16 protein-coding genes are annotated in these 13829 nt (G+C 61.6%); 7 read left to right on the top strand and 9 right to left on the bottom strand.

Annotation, left to right across the window (positions count from 1 at the left end):
• The 3 genes from AC2FM5_RS16985 to AC2FM5_RS16975 form a co-directional block, all read right to left on the bottom strand.
• A partial coding sequence (locus AC2FM5_RS16985) for a PhzF family phenazine biosynthesis protein (RefSeq protein ID WP_496736993.1) occupies positions 1 to 761 on the bottom strand: 761 nt, incomplete at its 3' end.
• A gap of 107 nt (positions 762 to 868) precedes the next feature.
• Positions 869 to 1093, bottom strand: coding sequence for a DUF1150 family protein (locus AC2FM5_RS16980; RefSeq protein WP_093964659.1), 225 nt, complete (start codon positions 1091 to 1093; stop codon positions 869 to 871).
• 3 nt (positions 1094 to 1096) lie between these two features.
• Positions 1097 to 1510 carry an Hsp20 family protein gene (locus AC2FM5_RS16975; RefSeq protein ID WP_093964658.1) on the bottom strand — a complete coding sequence of 138 codons (414 nt, stop codon included), beginning with the start codon at positions 1508 to 1510 and terminating at the stop codon, positions 1097 to 1099.
• A 165-nt stretch (positions 1511 to 1675) separates the two neighbouring features.
• Here AC2FM5_RS16975 and AC2FM5_RS16970 point away from each other — a divergent pair, with 165 nt between their 5' ends.
• The 3 genes from AC2FM5_RS16970 (at position 1676) to AC2FM5_RS16960 (ending at position 3530) form a co-directional block, all read left to right on the top strand.
• A complete protein-coding gene (locus tag AC2FM5_RS16970; protein WP_005981552.1) occupies positions 1676 to 1900 on the top strand; it encodes a YdcH family protein in 225 nt (74 codons plus the stop codon).
• A gap of 81 nt (positions 1901 to 1981) precedes the next feature.
• Positions 1982 to 2470 carry a 5-(carboxyamino)imidazole ribonucleotide mutase gene (purE, locus tag AC2FM5_RS16965; protein ID WP_496736991.1) on the top strand — a complete coding sequence of 163 codons (489 nt, stop codon included), beginning with the start codon at positions 1982 to 1984 and terminating at the stop codon, positions 2468 to 2470.
• Positions 2463 to 3530, top strand: coding sequence for a 5-(carboxyamino)imidazole ribonucleotide synthase (locus AC2FM5_RS16960; RefSeq protein WP_496736989.1), 1068 nt, complete (start codon positions 2463 to 2465; stop codon positions 3528 to 3530). Before purE ends, AC2FM5_RS16960 begins: the two co-directional genes overlap by 8 nt.
• On the opposite strand, the gene AC2FM5_RS16955 is transcribed toward AC2FM5_RS16960, so the two are convergent.
• The 6 genes from AC2FM5_RS16955 to AC2FM5_RS16930 form a co-directional block, all read right to left on the bottom strand.
• On the bottom strand, positions 3527 to 4687 hold the full coding sequence (locus tag AC2FM5_RS16955) for an alpha-D-ribose 1-methylphosphonate 5-triphosphate diphosphatase (protein ID WP_170390895.1): 1161 nt from the start codon (positions 4685 to 4687) through the stop codon (positions 3527 to 3529). The genes AC2FM5_RS16960 and AC2FM5_RS16955 overlap by 4 nt on opposite strands.
• A complete protein-coding gene (locus tag AC2FM5_RS16950) occupies positions 4684 to 5457 on the bottom strand; it encodes an alpha/beta fold hydrolase (protein ID WP_170340560.1) in 774 nt (257 codons plus the stop codon). Before AC2FM5_RS16950 ends, AC2FM5_RS16955 begins: the two co-directional genes overlap by 4 nt.
• A 38-nt stretch (positions 5458 to 5495) precedes the next feature.
• A complete protein-coding gene (locus AC2FM5_RS16945) occupies positions 5496 to 6338 on the bottom strand; it encodes a DMT family transporter (protein WP_496736986.1) in 843 nt (280 codons plus the stop codon).
• A 221-nt stretch (positions 6339 to 6559) separates the two neighbouring features.
• Positions 6560 to 8203, bottom strand: coding sequence for a chaperonin GroEL (gene groL, locus AC2FM5_RS16940; RefSeq protein ID WP_170339978.1), 1644 nt, complete (start codon positions 8201 to 8203; stop codon positions 6560 to 6562).
• 57 nt (positions 8204 to 8260) lie between these two features.
• On the bottom strand, positions 8261 to 8548 hold the full coding sequence (gene groES, locus AC2FM5_RS16935) for a co-chaperone GroES (protein ID WP_093964650.1): 288 nt from the start codon (positions 8546 to 8548) through the stop codon (positions 8261 to 8263).
• Between the two features lie 165 nt (positions 8549 to 8713).
• Positions 8714 to 9388, bottom strand: a complete 675-nt coding sequence (locus AC2FM5_RS16930; RefSeq protein ID WP_170441639.1) for a DUF2161 domain-containing phosphodiesterase — start codon at positions 9386 to 9388, stop codon at positions 8714 to 8716.
• Positions 9389 to 9503: 115 nt separating this feature from the next.
• Here AC2FM5_RS16930 and AC2FM5_RS16925 point away from each other — a divergent pair, with 115 nt between their 5' ends.
• The 4 genes from AC2FM5_RS16925 (at position 9504) to AC2FM5_RS16910 (ending at position 13678) form a co-directional block, all read left to right on the top strand.
• Entirely contained in the window at positions 9504 to 10487 is a 984-nt protein-coding gene (locus AC2FM5_RS16925; RefSeq protein WP_496736983.1) for a TraB/GumN family protein, read from the top strand.
• Between the two features lie 110 nt (positions 10488 to 10597).
• Entirely contained in the window at positions 10598 to 11518 is a 921-nt protein-coding gene (locus tag AC2FM5_RS16920) for a manganese-dependent inorganic pyrophosphatase (RefSeq protein WP_170357131.1), read from the top strand.
• 108 nt (positions 11519 to 11626) lie between these two features.
• On the top strand, positions 11627 to 12718 hold the full coding sequence (locus AC2FM5_RS16915) for a DUF389 domain-containing protein (protein WP_170357130.1): 1092 nt from the start codon (positions 11627 to 11629) through the stop codon (positions 12716 to 12718).
• An 84-nt stretch (positions 12719 to 12802) separates the two neighbouring features.
• Positions 12803 to 13678, top strand: a complete 876-nt coding sequence (locus tag AC2FM5_RS16910) for a TIGR01459 family HAD-type hydrolase (protein ID WP_170357129.1) — start codon at positions 12803 to 12805, stop codon at positions 13676 to 13678.
• Positions 13679 to 13829 lie beyond the last annotated feature (151 nt).

Here is a 13829-nt window from a genome sequence, read left to right as displayed (position 1 = left end):
ATGTCGTGGCCCTGTTCGGCGATAAAGCTGTCTTTCGGCATCAGCCCGTATTTCCACAGGTAAGCCGCCATTGCGCCGGTGGCGGAGCCGGTGAACGGATCTTCGGGCGGGCTGGGCGGCGCCAGCAACAGACGCGAGAACGTATCCCCTTGAGCCGTGGCCCCCTGCAGGGTCACCAGAAAGGGTTCGGCCATGTCGGACCCGGCATATCCGGCAGTTTCCGCCACCCGTTGCAGCGCATCCACATTCAGTTGTGCCGCGCGCAAGGCTGCGTGATCCCGCAGAACTGTAGTGCAGAACGGCAGCCCGGTCGAAACCATCTGCGGCGGCGAAATGATCGCACTTGCAGGTAGGCCGATCGCAGCTGCAACAAGGTCTTCCGGCACCCGCGTGCCGAATTCGGGCGCGATCTGGGTCATCTCGATCTGGTCGCCATGCAGCTCGATCGACACGATCCCTGCTCCGGTTTCCAGCGTCAGTGCGTCAGCAGATATCATTCCTCGGGAGCGCATGGCAGCCACGGTCGCAATGGTCGGGTGTCCGGCAAAGGGAATTTCACGGCTGGCCAGGAAATACCGCACTCGAAAATCCGCCACATCCGATGGGCCGGTAAACGTGCATTCTACCAAAGACGTCTCGCGGACAAACGCCGTGCAGACCGTTTCCGGCAAATGCGCGCCACCATGCACGACTGCACAGCCATTTCCGCCGAATGCCGTGTCGCTGAAAGCATCCACCCAATCGAAATCGAACCAGCTCATGCGCCCTCTCGTGCCTGCAGTCAGAAAGTGCCGGGAATGCAAACCCGCGGGTGGCATGTTTGACGCCTCACGCGCCGCTTGTCACGTTGAATCGGTCTGTGGCCGTGTCAGTGCACGGCCACCGGAGACAGGTCATGCTGCCGCGCCAGTACGAAGGCCAGCTTTCGATCGGCGACAAGCGCCAGTTGCTGCCCATCTGAATCGTGAACGGCATAAAGATGATCCAGATCACCCACCTGCGTGCGCACCTCGTGCGGCAGGTTGGCCACGTTCACAGCCTTCACATAGACGATCCGATTGCCTTCGGTGTTGATTTCATACGGTGTATTCATGGCTTACCCCTTCCTTATGTTGATCGTCTGCACAACGGTTTCGGGCACGGCGCGGGTCAGGTCGATATGCAGAAGGCCATTTTCCATAATGGCCTCGCCGACCTCGACACCGTCGGCCAGCACGAACATGCGCTGGAACTGACGGGCCGCGATGCCGCGGTGCAGGAACACGCGCCCCTCGCTGTCGTCGCGCTGACGACCCCGGATCACCAGTTGCCGATCTTCGATGGTGATCGACAGGTCGTCCTCGGCAAACCCGGCTACGGCCAAGGTAATGCGGTAGGAATGATCCGACGTCTGTTCGATGTTGTAGGGCGGATACCCTTCGTTTCCGGCCTTTGCAGACCGTTCCAGAAGGCGTTCCAGCTGCTCGAACCCCAGAAGATGCGGGTATGAGCCAAGAGTAAGTTTTGACACGTTTCCTCGTCCTTCTTTGTAAAAGCGACGTGATGCGCGGCCCCGTAACGGCAGCTGCGCACAAGACAATATGGGGTGAAACGTGTGTCTCCACAAGGTCTAGGCGGATTCACTTGAACGCACTATCTTGTGTAACACGCACCACCAGCCACACATGAGTCGCCCATGAACGCGCCCACCGACATTTCGATGAAAACCGACGAGGTTCTGCGCGTAGAACTGGAGGTGTTCCGCCAACAACACCGCGACTTGGACGAGGCGATCAAGGCGCTCGAGGCGACCGGCACTGCCGATCAGCTGACGGTGAAGCGGCTGAAGAAACAGAAGCTGCGCCTGAAGGATATCATCCGGCTGATCGAGGATCGCCTGACCCCTGACATCATCGCTTGATCCGGCGCGGTCAACCGCATTGCCACGCAAGCGGATTTCACTATAGTGCGCGCTTCCTAACGCAGGCGGGGAACAGGGCGGATGAGCGAGATCAAGGTCGGAATCATCATGGGCAGCCAGTCGGACTGGCCCACCATGAAAGGCGCTGCAGAGATACTGGACGATCTGGGCGTGGCCTACGAGACCAAGATCGTCTCGGCCCACCGCACGCCGGATCGTTTGTGGGAGTACGGCAAGACCGCCGTGCAGCGCGGGTTGCAGGTGATCATCGCCGGCGCCGGCGGTGCCGCACATCTGCCGGGGATGATGGCATCCAAGACGCGGGTACCGGTGATCGGCGTTCCGGTACAGACGCGGGCGCTGTCCGGTGTCGACTCGCTCTATTCCATCGTGCAGATGCCCAAGGGTTTCCCGGTTGCGACCATGGCGATCGGTTCGGCCGGCGGCGCCAATGCCGGCCTGATGGCCGCCGGTATTCTGGCCCTGCAGGACGCAGCCCTGGCCGACCGGCTGGACGCCTGGCGTGCGGCGCTGTCGGACTCGATCCCCGAGGAGCCCCGCGATGAGTAGCCCCTTGCAGCCCGGCGCGGTGATCGGAATTCTGGGCGGCGGCCAGCTGGGGCGGATGCTGTCGATGGCCGCGGCGCGGCTGGGCTTCGTGACCCATATCTTCGAGCCGGGCGCCAACCCGCCGGCGGGCCAGATGGCGCATCGCGTGACCACCGCACCTTATGAAGATGCCGAGGCGCTTGCCGCTTTTGCGCAATCGGTCGATGTCATCACCTACGAGTTCGAAAACATCCCGACCGAGGCGCTGGACGTTCTGGAATCGCACCGTCCCATCCGCCCCGGACGCGAGGCGCTGCGGGTCAGTCAGGACCGGCTGACCGAAAAGACATTCCTGCAAGGCCTGGGGCTGAACACCGCACCCTTTGCCGATGTGACCGACCTGGACAGCCTGCAGGCCACCATCGAACGGATCGGCACGCCGGCCATCCTCAAGACCCGCCGCTTCGGCTATGACGGCAAGGGGCAGGCGCGGCTGAAGTCGCCCGAGGACGCCCGGTCCGCACTGGCCGACATGCAGGGCGCGCCCGCGATCCTGGAAGGCTTCGTCAATTTCAGCCACGAGGTGTCGATCATTGCCGCCCGCGGGCTGGACGGCCAGGTGGCCTGCTTCGACCCCGGCGAAAACGTGCACCGCGACGGCATCCTGCACACGACCACGGTGCCCGCGCGCCTGTCCCCTGCCCTGCGGACCGACGCGGTGCTGCTGGCCGCGAATATCCTGAACGCGCTGGACTATGTCGGCGTCATGGGGGTCGAACTGTTCGTGACGCCGCAGGGCCTGATCGTGAACGAGATCGCGCCGCGCGTTCACAACTCGGGCCACTGGACGCAAAACGGCTGTGCGGTCGATCAGTTCGAACAGCATATCCGCGCCGTGGCCGGCTGGCCTCTGGGCGACGGGCAGCGTCACGCGGATGTTGTGATGGAGAACCTGATCGGCGACGACATGGACCGCGTGCCCGAGCTTGCGCAACAGCGCGACGTGGCCCTGCACCTGTATGGCAAGGCCGAGGTCAAGCCGGGCCGCAAAATGGGCCATTTCAACCGGATCAAACGCTAGCGCGCCGCGGCGACGAACCGCCCGGCGACATCCCCCGACAGGAAACTGACCCGGCCGCCGGCGATGGTGGCCGCCACGCGCTGCGTTTCCGCATCCAGAACGACCAGATCGGCGCGTTTGCCGGGTTGCAGCGACCCGCGGTCCCCGAGGCCAAGCACCCGCGCGGGCCCCGACGACACCAGCGCCCACGCGCCCGCCAGATCCATCAGCCCCGATTTCATCAACATCAGCGCCGCCCTGCGCGGGCTGGGATAGTGGTAATCCGACGCCAGCGCATCGCACAGCCCCATGGCGATCAGGTCCAGCGCGCTGACGTTGCCCTTGTGCGATCCGCCCCGCACCACGTTGGGCGAGCCCAGAATGACGTGATCGCCCGCGGCCTTGGCCGCCTCGGCCGCTTCGAGCGTTTCGGGAAATTCGGCGATATGCACGCCGCGCGCGCGGCAGTGGCAACGGGCCTCTGCCGTGGCGTCATCATGGCTGCCCAGACGCACGCCTTGTTGGGCCAACGCCGCGCACAGCGCATCAAGCGCAGTTGGCACCTCGGAGGTGCGGGCGTGCATGTCCTGCAGCATCTTCAGATGCGCCTCGGGGCTGCGACCAGCCTTGAGCGCCTGCCCGGTCAAACGCGGCGGGGTACGCCCCTGCGCCAGACGGTCATGGGGCAGATGATCGTTGAACACGACATAGGGCACCTGCCAGTCGGCGATGCGCCCCGGCAGGTCGGCATAGTCATCCAGCAGGTGGGTTTCGAACCGCAACTGCGGGATCAGGTCGGTGACCACGCTGCCCTTCACCGCCGCGATCGCGCGGAACACGTCGGCGGCGAACTCTGGGCCGCGTACGCCGCCCTCCCAGCTGTAGAACTGCGCCAGCACGGCGGTGGTGATGCCATTGGCTGCCAGTTCGGCCTCGGCGGCGCGGATGCCCTCGTCCATCTGCTTCATGGCCCCCCGGCGCGGGGCGATGTGACGCTCGAACCCGTCCCCGTGCAGGTCGATGATGCCCGGCAGGATCAGATAGCCGCTCAGATCAACGACCGGCGCACCGCTGCCCTCCTGGATCAAGCCGTCCGCGATTGAGAGATCGTTACCGACAAGTCCGCGATCAGGGTGCAGAACCTGCGCCCCGGAAAAGGTCAGTTCCAATGCGGTCATCGCGTGGGTTCCGAGGCGGGTTCGGCGCAGTCCTCTCCGATGCAGATCTCATCAATGATGTCCATCACACCGTCCAGCCAGGTTATGTTGGGATCGAACTCACCGAACTCGATGAAGTGCAAAGCCTGCGCCATGACCTGCGGGTTGTTCATCATGAACGTATGCGTCACCGGCAGCACGATGTGGTCGGTCATGCCCTGGACTTTGGTTTCTTCGACAGCGACCTTGCCGTCATCCGGTCCATCAACCAGCGACGAAAAGACCGGATTCAAGGAGTTCTCGCCTGCAATCACCCCCAGCTCGAAGTCGACCGGCGGCAGGCGACGCGGAATACCTTCGGGACCTGTACCCAGCTGCAGACCGGCGGGGCCGTTCAACAGACCGAACACTTCCCAATCGCCCAGTTCATCGACCAATTGGCTGCCTTGGTTGGGCGGGCCAAGCATGACGACGCGGCCCAGATTCTGCGGATGGTGATCCTGCAGCCAGTAGCGCAACAGGATACCCCCCATCGAATGCGCGACAACGTTGACGGTGTCATCTCCGCACGCCGCAAACGCCTCGGGTATGGTCCGGTCGGCCAGTTCCGGAATCGGAAGATCCGTCGAGCGATAACCCGGCCGCACAACGGTGTACCCGTGCACCTTGAACAACTGCTCCATGACCGAAAACGATGCTTCGGTCCGGGCAAGCCCATGCAGCAGGACAACGCATTTTGCCTGCGCGGCGATCGGCATCAGGAAAAGCAATATGAAAAACAGGATCCGCATGGCTGCCAGATAATCGCTAATCTTCAGAGAGGAAAGACCTAGCGCCGCCTCACGCGCATAACTGCCAATGCAATACCGCCCACAACCAACCCTGCCCCTGCCATCAGCCGCAGGCTCAGTTGCTCGCCGAGCAGCGCCACACCTGCAATGATCGCAATCACCGGGACGCTCAGCTGCACTACGGCTGCAACCGCAGGCGCCAACTGGGGTAGCAGGCGATACCACAGGGCGTACCCCAACCCCGAGGTTACGCCGCCAGATACGGCCGCCAGTCCCAAACCCGCCCAGGTCAAGTTCCACGCCGGAGCGGCGGCGATCAAAATGCCAGCGGTCACCGGCAGGGCCACCACAAAGTTCGAGGCCGTTCCCGCCAGCGCATCGGGCTCGGACCGACCAGCAATCGAATACGCAGCCCACCCGACCCCTGCGGCGGCCATCAAGGCTGCTCCGGTCGGGTCTACACGTGCCTCGGCGCTTGGCCACAGAACCCACGCCAATCCGGCCGTTGCAATTGCGGCCCCGGCCACCTGTCGAAAAGTCGGGATCGCCCCGGTCAGGGTGCCGGCCAGAAACATCGAAATCTGGACCACCGCAAACAGGATCAAGGCGCCCAACCCCGCATCAAGTGACAGATAGGCCACCGAGAACCCGACCATGTACAGCGACAAGGACCCTGCTCCGATCACTCGGCGCCTGTCGAACACCCGCAGGGTGCCACCCCGCGACACGACCAATGTGCAAAGGACCAGCGCACCACAGAGCACACGAACAACGGCAAAACTCGCCGGGTCGCTGGCTCCGCTCTCCACGGCCAAGCGGTTCAGGATGGAATTGGCCGCAAAGGCGCACATCGTCAGGGCGGTCAGAAGAAACAGCTGCATGCCCAACCAATATCGTGTCTGCACACAATGGACACCCGCTTTCCTGCGCTTCCGCGTGACCGGCTGCGGCGATCCCCAGAATTGCAAGCAGCGCCGGCCGAAACCCCGCGGACTACTGAAATAATCCAAAACGGGGCCGCCCGAAGGCGACCCCGCTGAAATTTTCGGTAAGACTCTCCCTTGCGGGTTGTCTGAATTCGCTGACGCGAACCCGGACAGTCTTACATCATGCCGCCCATGCCGCCCATGTCGGGCATACCAGCACCGGCGCCTGCACCTTCCTTGGCGGGCTTGTCGGCAACCATGGCTTCGGTGGTGATCAGCAGACCTGCAACCGAGGCTGCGTCTTCCAGAGCGGTACGCACCACTTTGGCCGGGTCGATCACGCCGAACTTGAACATGTCGCCATATTCTTCGGTCTGAGCGTTGAAGCCGAAGGCGGTGTCCGAGGACTCGCGCACCTTGCCGGCAACGACGGCGCCGTCGACACCTGCGTTTTCAGCAATCTGACGCAGCGGCGCTTCGATGGCCTTGCGAACGATGTTGATGCCTGCGTCCTGATCGGCGTTGACACCTTTCAGATCGGCCAGGGCCTTGCCGGCCTGAACCAGGGCAACACCGCCACCCACGACGACACCTTCCTGAACGGCGGCGCGCGTTGCGTTCAGAGCGTCGTCCACACGGTCCTTGCGCTCCTTCACTTCAACTTCGGTCATGCCACCGACGCGGATAACGGCAACACCGCCTGCCAGTTTGGCAACGCGCTCTTGCAGCTTCTCACGGTCGTAGTCGCTGGTGGTTTCTTCGATCTGGGTACGGATCTGGGCAACGCGTGCTTCGATCTCGGCCTTCTCGCCAGCACCGTCGACGATGGTGGTTTCGTCCTTGGTGATCGACACTTTCTTGGCGGTGCCAAGCATGTCCATGGTGACGTTTTCCAGCTTCATGCCCAGGTCTTCGCTGATGACCTGACCGCCGGTCAGGATTGCGATGTCCTGCAGCATTGCCTTGCGGCGATCGCCGAAGCCCGGAGCCTTGACGGCAGCGATCTTCAGACCACCGCGCAGCTTGTTGACAACCAGAGTTGCCAGCGCTTCGCCTTCAACGTCCTCGGCGATGATCAGCAGCGGTTTCTGCGACTGGATCACCTGCTCGAGCAGCGGAACCATCGGCTGCAGCGACGAGAGTTTTTTCTCGTGCAGCAGGATCATGCAGTCTTCCAGCTCGGCGACCATCTTGTCAGCGTTGGTGACGAAGTAGGGCGACAGGTAGCCACGGTCGAACTGCATACCTTCGACGACGTCGGTCTCGGTTTCCAGACCTTTGTTCTCTTCGACGGTGATGACGCCTTCGTTGCCGACCTTCTGCATCGCGTCTGCGATCTGGCGGCCGATTTCAGCTTCGCCGTTAGCCGAGATGGTACCAACCTGCGCGACTTCGTCGCTGTCTTTGACTTCGCGGGCAGCGTTCTTGATTTCTTCGACGACTTTGGCGGTTGCCATGTCGATGCCGCGCTTCAGGTCCATCGGGTTCAGGCCGGCAGCAACCTGCTTGAGGCCTTCCTTGACGATGGCCTGAGCCAGAACGGTCGCGGTGGTGGTGCCGTCACCGGCTTCGTCATTGGTGCGGCTGGCGACTTCTTTCACCATTTGCGCGCCCATGTTCTCGAACTTGTCTTCCAGTTCGATTTCCTTGGCGACCGAAACACCGTCTTTGGTGATGCGCGGCGCGCCGAAGGATTTGTCCAGAACCACGTTGCGGCCTTTGGGGCCGAGGGTCACCTTCACAGCATCCGCCAGGATGTTCACACCCTTCAGCATGCGGTTGCGGGCATCGGTGTCGAACTTGACGTCCTTTGCAGACATGTCTTTTTCTCCTCGAGAAATGTGTTTGAAATGACGATCAGAGCAAGCGCGTGCGCGTTACTCGATGATCCCCATGATGTCGCTTTCTTTCATCATCAGCAGCTCTTCGCCGTCGACGTGGACCTCGGTGCCGGACCATTTGCCGAACAGGATCTTGTCGCCGGGCTTCACAGCCATCGCGATCAGTTCGCCGCTGTCTTTCCGCGCGCCTTCGCCGGTTGCAACGACTTCGCCTTCGCTGGGCTTTTCTTTTGCGCTGTCGGGAATGATCAGGCCGCCTGCGGTTTTCTCTTCGCTTTCGGTACGGCGAACCAGCACGCGGTCATGAAGCGGTTTCAATGCCATCTTTGCAGCTCCTTGGGCTCAAAGGTTGTTTTCCTCCCCCCGCGGTCTTGCGGGGCGTTAGCACTCAGCTTGGTCGAGTGCTAACGACGCATAGCTAGGGGGTGATTTCCGGCGAGTCAACAATCGGTGATGAATTTTTTCGCGCGCAGCCTGAGGCCGGCCTGGTCAGGTCGGGTCTTCCCAGCTGTAAGCCCAATGCTTCAGACCTTCGGACCCGGAAGGCGACAGTTCATAGACGCCCTTTGCCACCTTTTCGAACCAGCCATAATGGTTTTCGCGCATGAGGCGCGTCGCGGCCGCAACGCCGGTGGCACTGGCGACCTCAGCACCTTTGGTCGCCCCGTGTTCGGCCAGATGCGCGGCACATTTCAGGGCATCCTGCCGATAGGCAGTTACGATTCCGTGCCGGGTTGCCCCACCTGAGTTCGGGTCCCCTTCCAGCCGCTCGAACTCGCGCAACAGTCGCGCAGCTTTGGCCTTGTTCTTTCGCGGCGCATAGTGTCCAGGGTCACAATGGACTTCGACCCGCCCATCCGCACGAACGGTGATCAAACCCAGCCCCAACCGACGACACAGGGACAGGTTGTCCCGCAGCGCCCGGCGCGCCGACCGGCCGGTGGGCTTGCAGACGGCCACATAGACCTGATCCGATACCTTCAACCGGGTCACGGCCTGATGGAACAAGGCCAGCGAAAATCTCAGCTTCAATTCAACGATCACTGGATCACAACCGGGCTTGACGGCCACGATGTCGGCGGCGCCCACCTCTCCTTTCACGGAGTACCCTTGCCGCTGCAATAGCGCCTTGATCGGAGGATAGAGATCCTGTTCGCGGTTCATGACGCCATGCTATGGTTTTTTCCGAGAAACGCCATACGGATACACGGCTTGCGCGCGGTAGGCGGGCGTGGCTATCTGTTCCCAGGTTCTTTCAGCCACAATCGGAATGGTCTTTATGCGCGTGTTTCTTTTTGCCCTGCTTGCTGCTCTGCATCCAATTGTGGCCAATGCCGCCTGTGACGGGCGCGATTTGCGGCAAGACATGACGCCTGAGGCCCGGGCCGAGTTGAACGCGGCCACCAGTCAGATGGCATATCCTGAAGGCAATCACTGGATTGCACAGAAGGACAACACTGTTTTGCATCTGATTGGCACATTGCACGTCAACGATCCGCGAATGGGCCCGGTGGTCGACCGGTTGGCGCCGACATTGAGCGAAGCCGACGCGTTTTACTTCGAGATCACCCAATCCGACATGTCCGCTTTCGAACAAGACCTGGCCAAGGATTTCAGCCCGGTTCTGATCAACTCGGGACCAACTCTGATCGATCTGATGAGCGAAGAGGACTGGGCCGTGATTTCCAAGGCGCTTTCGGCACGCGGCATTCCCGGTTGGATGGCCGCGAAACTGCGCCCTTGGTTCCTGTCGATGATGCTGGGTATGCCACCCTGCATGCTCCAGGTGCCAGATGCAGACCGGGGAATGGATGCGCGCCTGACCGAACTGGCCGAAGCTGACGGCAAACCGCAATACTCTCTGGAACAGATCGACGACCTGATCGCGATCTTCGACAGCCACACGCTTGAAGAGCAGGTGCAGTCTTTGGTGCGCATGGTCGATGCCTTTGACGCCGGCGATGACCACATGGTGACGATGGCCACCGCATATTTCGAGGAGAAGCACGCAGAAATCCTGCAATTCGCAAAGATATATGGGCGCGAGGCTTCGGGCCTGGCGCCTGACGTGTTTGCACAGGAATGGGCCGCATTCGAGGACCAGCTTCTGGTTCAACGCAACGACAACTGGATGGAAACGATCCTGGCCATAGAAAACCAGACGGCGGTGATCGCGGTTGGTGCCGGTCATCTGGGTGGAGACCATGGTCTATTGCAACAGCTGGAACGCGCCGGATATCAACTGACCCGCGCACAGTTCTGAGCGGTCAGCGCTTCTGTCAGACCAACCGTCGCAGCCTTGTTTCTGCCGGGTGACAACGCCAATGGACCACCCTATAAGGCGCGCAAACTCCTTATGTGCAGGAAACAGACATGACCACCCAAGTATTTGGCCACAAATCTCCCGACACCGACTCGACCGGATCGCCGATCCTGTGGGCCTGGTATCTGAACGAAGTCAAAGGCGAAAAGGCCGAGGCCGTCCTGCTGGGCGAACCCAACACCGAAGCTGCCTTCATGCTGCAGCGCTGGGACCTGCCCAAGCCGCGCATCATCGAGGATGTCGAGACCGATGCGCCCGTCGTCATCGTTGACACAAACAACCCGGCCGAATTGCCGGCCAATATCAACAACGCCGACATCCGCGCCATCATCGACCACCACAAGCTGGTCGGCGGGCTGGAGACCAAAGGCCCGATCGACATCACCGTGCGCCCGCTGGCCTGCACGGCGACCATCATGATCGACCTGATGGGCGACGACGCCGCCAAGATGCCCGAGGCTGTCAAGGGCGCGGCCCTGACCTGCATCCTGTCGGACACGCTGGAGTTCCGCTCGCCCACGACCACCGCGCATGACCGCGAAGTAGCCGAGAAGCTGGCCGCCGAGCTGGGGCTGGATGTTTCGGCCTATGCTGCCGACATGTTCGCCGCGAAATCGGACGTATCGTCTTTCTCGGACGCCGAACTGATCCGCATGGACAGCAAGGAATACGAGGTCGACGGTACCAAGTTCCGCGTGTCCGTTCTGGAAACCACCGCGCCGGGCGTGGTGCTTGACCGCAAGGATAGCTTGGCCCAGTCGATGGTCGAGGTGGCCAAGGAAGACAGTGTGGACCAGGTGCTGCTGTTCGTCGTCGACATCCTAAACGAAGAGGCCACCCTGTTGGTGCCGAACGACCTGGTCAAATCGGTTGCCGAGAAAAGCTTTGGCGCTTCGGTGTCCGGCGACACGGTTGTTCTGCCGGGCATCATGAGCCGCAAGAAGCAGATCATTCCGAACCTCAAGGTCTGATCCCGCTCACAGTTCAGCGAAAGGCGCCCTCACCGGGCGCCTTTTTTGTTTGCGCGTCGAAAGGTTTGCCGGATGGCAAATCGTTGCTAGGCTAGACGCAGGGACAGGGTGGATCAGGACACGGTGGTCACACGGAAATACAGCACGACACGCAGCATTCTGCTGTTCGAAGGCGGCGACAGGCTTGCCTATTGGCGGCGCTTTGCCATGCTGCTGACCCTTTCGGTGATGATCGCAACCATGGGACTGCTGCGCAACTCTGGCGCCGTGGTCATTGCCGCGATGCTGGTCGCGCCGCTGATGACACCCATTCTGGGCATTGCGGCCGCGATGGTCATGGGCTGGCTGAAACGCGCTTTCGTTCTGACCCTGACGGTCTGCATTGCGGCGGTTCTGTGCGTTATGATGGCCTGGATCCTGGTTTATCTTGCCGATGTCCCGCGCGGCATCCTGATCCCCGATCAGGTCTTGGCCCGCACCGACCCGGGCACCGAAGATCTGATCGTGGCGCTCGCGGCCGGCGTGGCCGGCGCATACGTTCAGATCAACAAGGCCGAACTGAGCCTGCTGCCCGGCGCCGCCATCGGCGTGTCTCTGGTTCCGCCATTATCCGCGTCCGGGATCCTGCTGTATTTCGGGGAACCCGCCGACGCCTACGAGGCGGGTCTTTTGTTCGCGACCAACCTTGGCGCGATCGTTCTGTCGGCCTGCGCGGTCTATATCGTCTATGCCGCAAGGTCGGTTGCATTCGGCAAGGGCCGGCGCAAGCTCAACTTTACTGCCGGTGTGGTCATAACCATGGCGTTCCTGGCCCTCGTCGTGGTCCAGTTGGGAAAATCGACCTACAACCGTTACCTGGAAACCCGTACCGAGGCCGAGGTTGCGCAGGCGATCCGCGACTGGGCGGACCCGGTATCGGTCGAGATCATCCGCATCGACGTGAATGCCAAGCGCAAACGGGCCGAGGTCTGGGTGATCGTAGATCTGCCGCCCGAGGCGCAATTCAAGGTCTCGTCCGTTGCCGGGCTGTTGCCCGAGAGCCTACGGGAAACGTCACTGGTGGACGTTCTGCAGGATGAACTTGGCCCCGGCTATCTCGCCGTCATCCGGTACCAGACCCGCATCGGCGCGCAGGTCATTCTTGGCACCGAAACCGTGCAACAGGCCCCGGATGTCGAAAAGTTGAGCGACGAGGAATGATGGCCAGCACCCGGCTACCTCTGGTCAAGCGGGGCCAGCTTTGCCATAGGTGGCGCAACGCCGTTTCAACAGCCCGAGGCCCGCATGACCCAGATCATCTCCGCGCTTGACCAGATTTCCGACCGTTACAAGGCGCTGTTCGTGGATCTTTGGGGCTGCGTCCACAACGGCATCACCGCCTACCCCGAAGCTGTTGCCGCGTTGAAGGCCTATCGCGACCGGGGCGGCAAAGTGGTGTTGGTGACGAACTCTCCGAAGCCGCGTGCCGGGGTTGCAGAGCAGTTAAAACAGTTCAACGTCCCCGCGGACTGCTACGACACCATCGCGACCAGTGGTGACTCGGCCCGGTCCGCCATGTTCCGCGGGGCCGTGGGCGAGAAAGTCTATTTCATGGGTGAGTGGGAGCGCGACGCCGGCTTCTTCGAGCCGCTGAAAATCCTGGAACATCCGATCCACATCGAACGCGTGCCGCTGGACCAGGCCGAGGGGATCGTCTGCTGTGGCCCGTTCGACCCGATGGCCGACCCGGCCGTGAACCGCCCGGACTTCCTGTATGCCAAGCAGAAAGGCCTGAAGTTGTTGTGCGCCAATCCCGATATCGTGGTCGATCGGGGCGAAGTTCGGGAATGGTGCGCCGGTGCGCTGGCCAAGCTTTATTCCGAAATGGGCGGCGAGAGCCTGTATTTCGGCAAACCACACCCGCCCATTTATGATCTGGCCCGGCGTCGCCTGCATGCGCTGGGAACGGACGTGCCGGATGACGAGATTCTGGCCATCGGCGACGGTCCGCATACCGACATAGCCGGCGGCATGGGAGAGGGAATTGATTCCCTGTTCATCAGCGGCGGTCTGGCCGCATCGGAAACAAAAACGTCGCACCAGCCGGATCCGAATGCTTTAAGCGATTATATTTCCAAGGAAAATATCAACCCAACCTACACGATCGGTCGTCTGCGCTAGGCAGAAAACGCTTGATTTTCTGCAGTTGCGAAGTAATAAAGTTGCCAATCTTGGGTCTTTGGTGATTTTTTGTTGCCGGGCCGATGCATAGTGAGGGCAACATGTTGGACAATCTTCCACGCGGAACGATCTGTATCGAAGACATCGAAAT

This window comes from Ruegeria sp. BHSA162 (assembly GCF_059613385.1).
The sequence above is the reverse complement of the archived record's forward strand: the minus strand, read 5'-3'. Positions and strand labels throughout refer to the sequence as shown.

Excerpts from the sequence above, each read along its gene's own strand:
- groES (WP_093964650.1), bottom strand. The coding sequence starts at position 8,548 with ATGGCATTGAAACCGCTTCATGACCGCGTGCTGGTTCGCCGTACCGAA.
- groL (WP_170339978.1), bottom strand. The coding sequence starts at position 8,203 with ATGTCTGCAAAGGACGTCAAGTTCGACACCGATGCCCGCAACCGCATG.
- AC2FM5_RS16980 (WP_093964659.1), bottom strand. The coding sequence starts at position 1,093 with ATGAATACACCGTATGAAATCAACACCGAAGGCAATCGGATCGTCTAT.
- AC2FM5_RS16920 (WP_170357131.1), top strand. The coding sequence starts at position 10,598 with ATGACCACCCAAGTATTTGGCCACAAATCTCCCGACACCGACTCGACC.
- AC2FM5_RS16945 (WP_496736986.1), bottom strand. The coding sequence starts at position 6,338 with ATGCAGCTGTTTCTTCTGACCGCCCTGACGATGTGCGCCTTTGCGGCC.
- AC2FM5_RS16960 (WP_496736989.1), top strand. The coding sequence starts at position 2,463 with ATGAGTAGCCCCTTGCAGCCCGGCGCGGTGATCGGAATTCTGGGCGGC.
- AC2FM5_RS16930 (WP_170441639.1), bottom strand. The coding sequence starts at position 9,388 with ATGAACCGCGAACAGGATCTCTATCCTCCGATCAAGGCGCTATTGCAG.
- AC2FM5_RS16925 (WP_496736983.1), top strand. The coding sequence starts at position 9,504 with ATGCGCGTGTTTCTTTTTGCCCTGCTTGCTGCTCTGCATCCAATTGTG.
- AC2FM5_RS16970 (WP_005981552.1), top strand. The coding sequence starts at position 1,676 with ATGAACGCGCCCACCGACATTTCGATGAAAACCGACGAGGTTCTGCGC.
- purE (WP_496736991.1), top strand. The coding sequence starts at position 1,982 with ATGAGCGAGATCAAGGTCGGAATCATCATGGGCAGCCAGTCGGACTGG.
- AC2FM5_RS16950 (WP_170340560.1), bottom strand. The coding sequence starts at position 5,457 with ATGCGGATCCTGTTTTTCATATTGCTTTTCCTGATGCCGATCGCCGCG.
- AC2FM5_RS16910 (WP_170357129.1), top strand. The coding sequence starts at position 12,803 with ATGACCCAGATCATCTCCGCGCTTGACCAGATTTCCGACCGTTACAAG.
- AC2FM5_RS16955 (WP_170390895.1), bottom strand. The coding sequence starts at position 4,687 with ATGACCGCATTGGAACTGACCTTTTCCGGGGCGCAGGTTCTGCACCCT.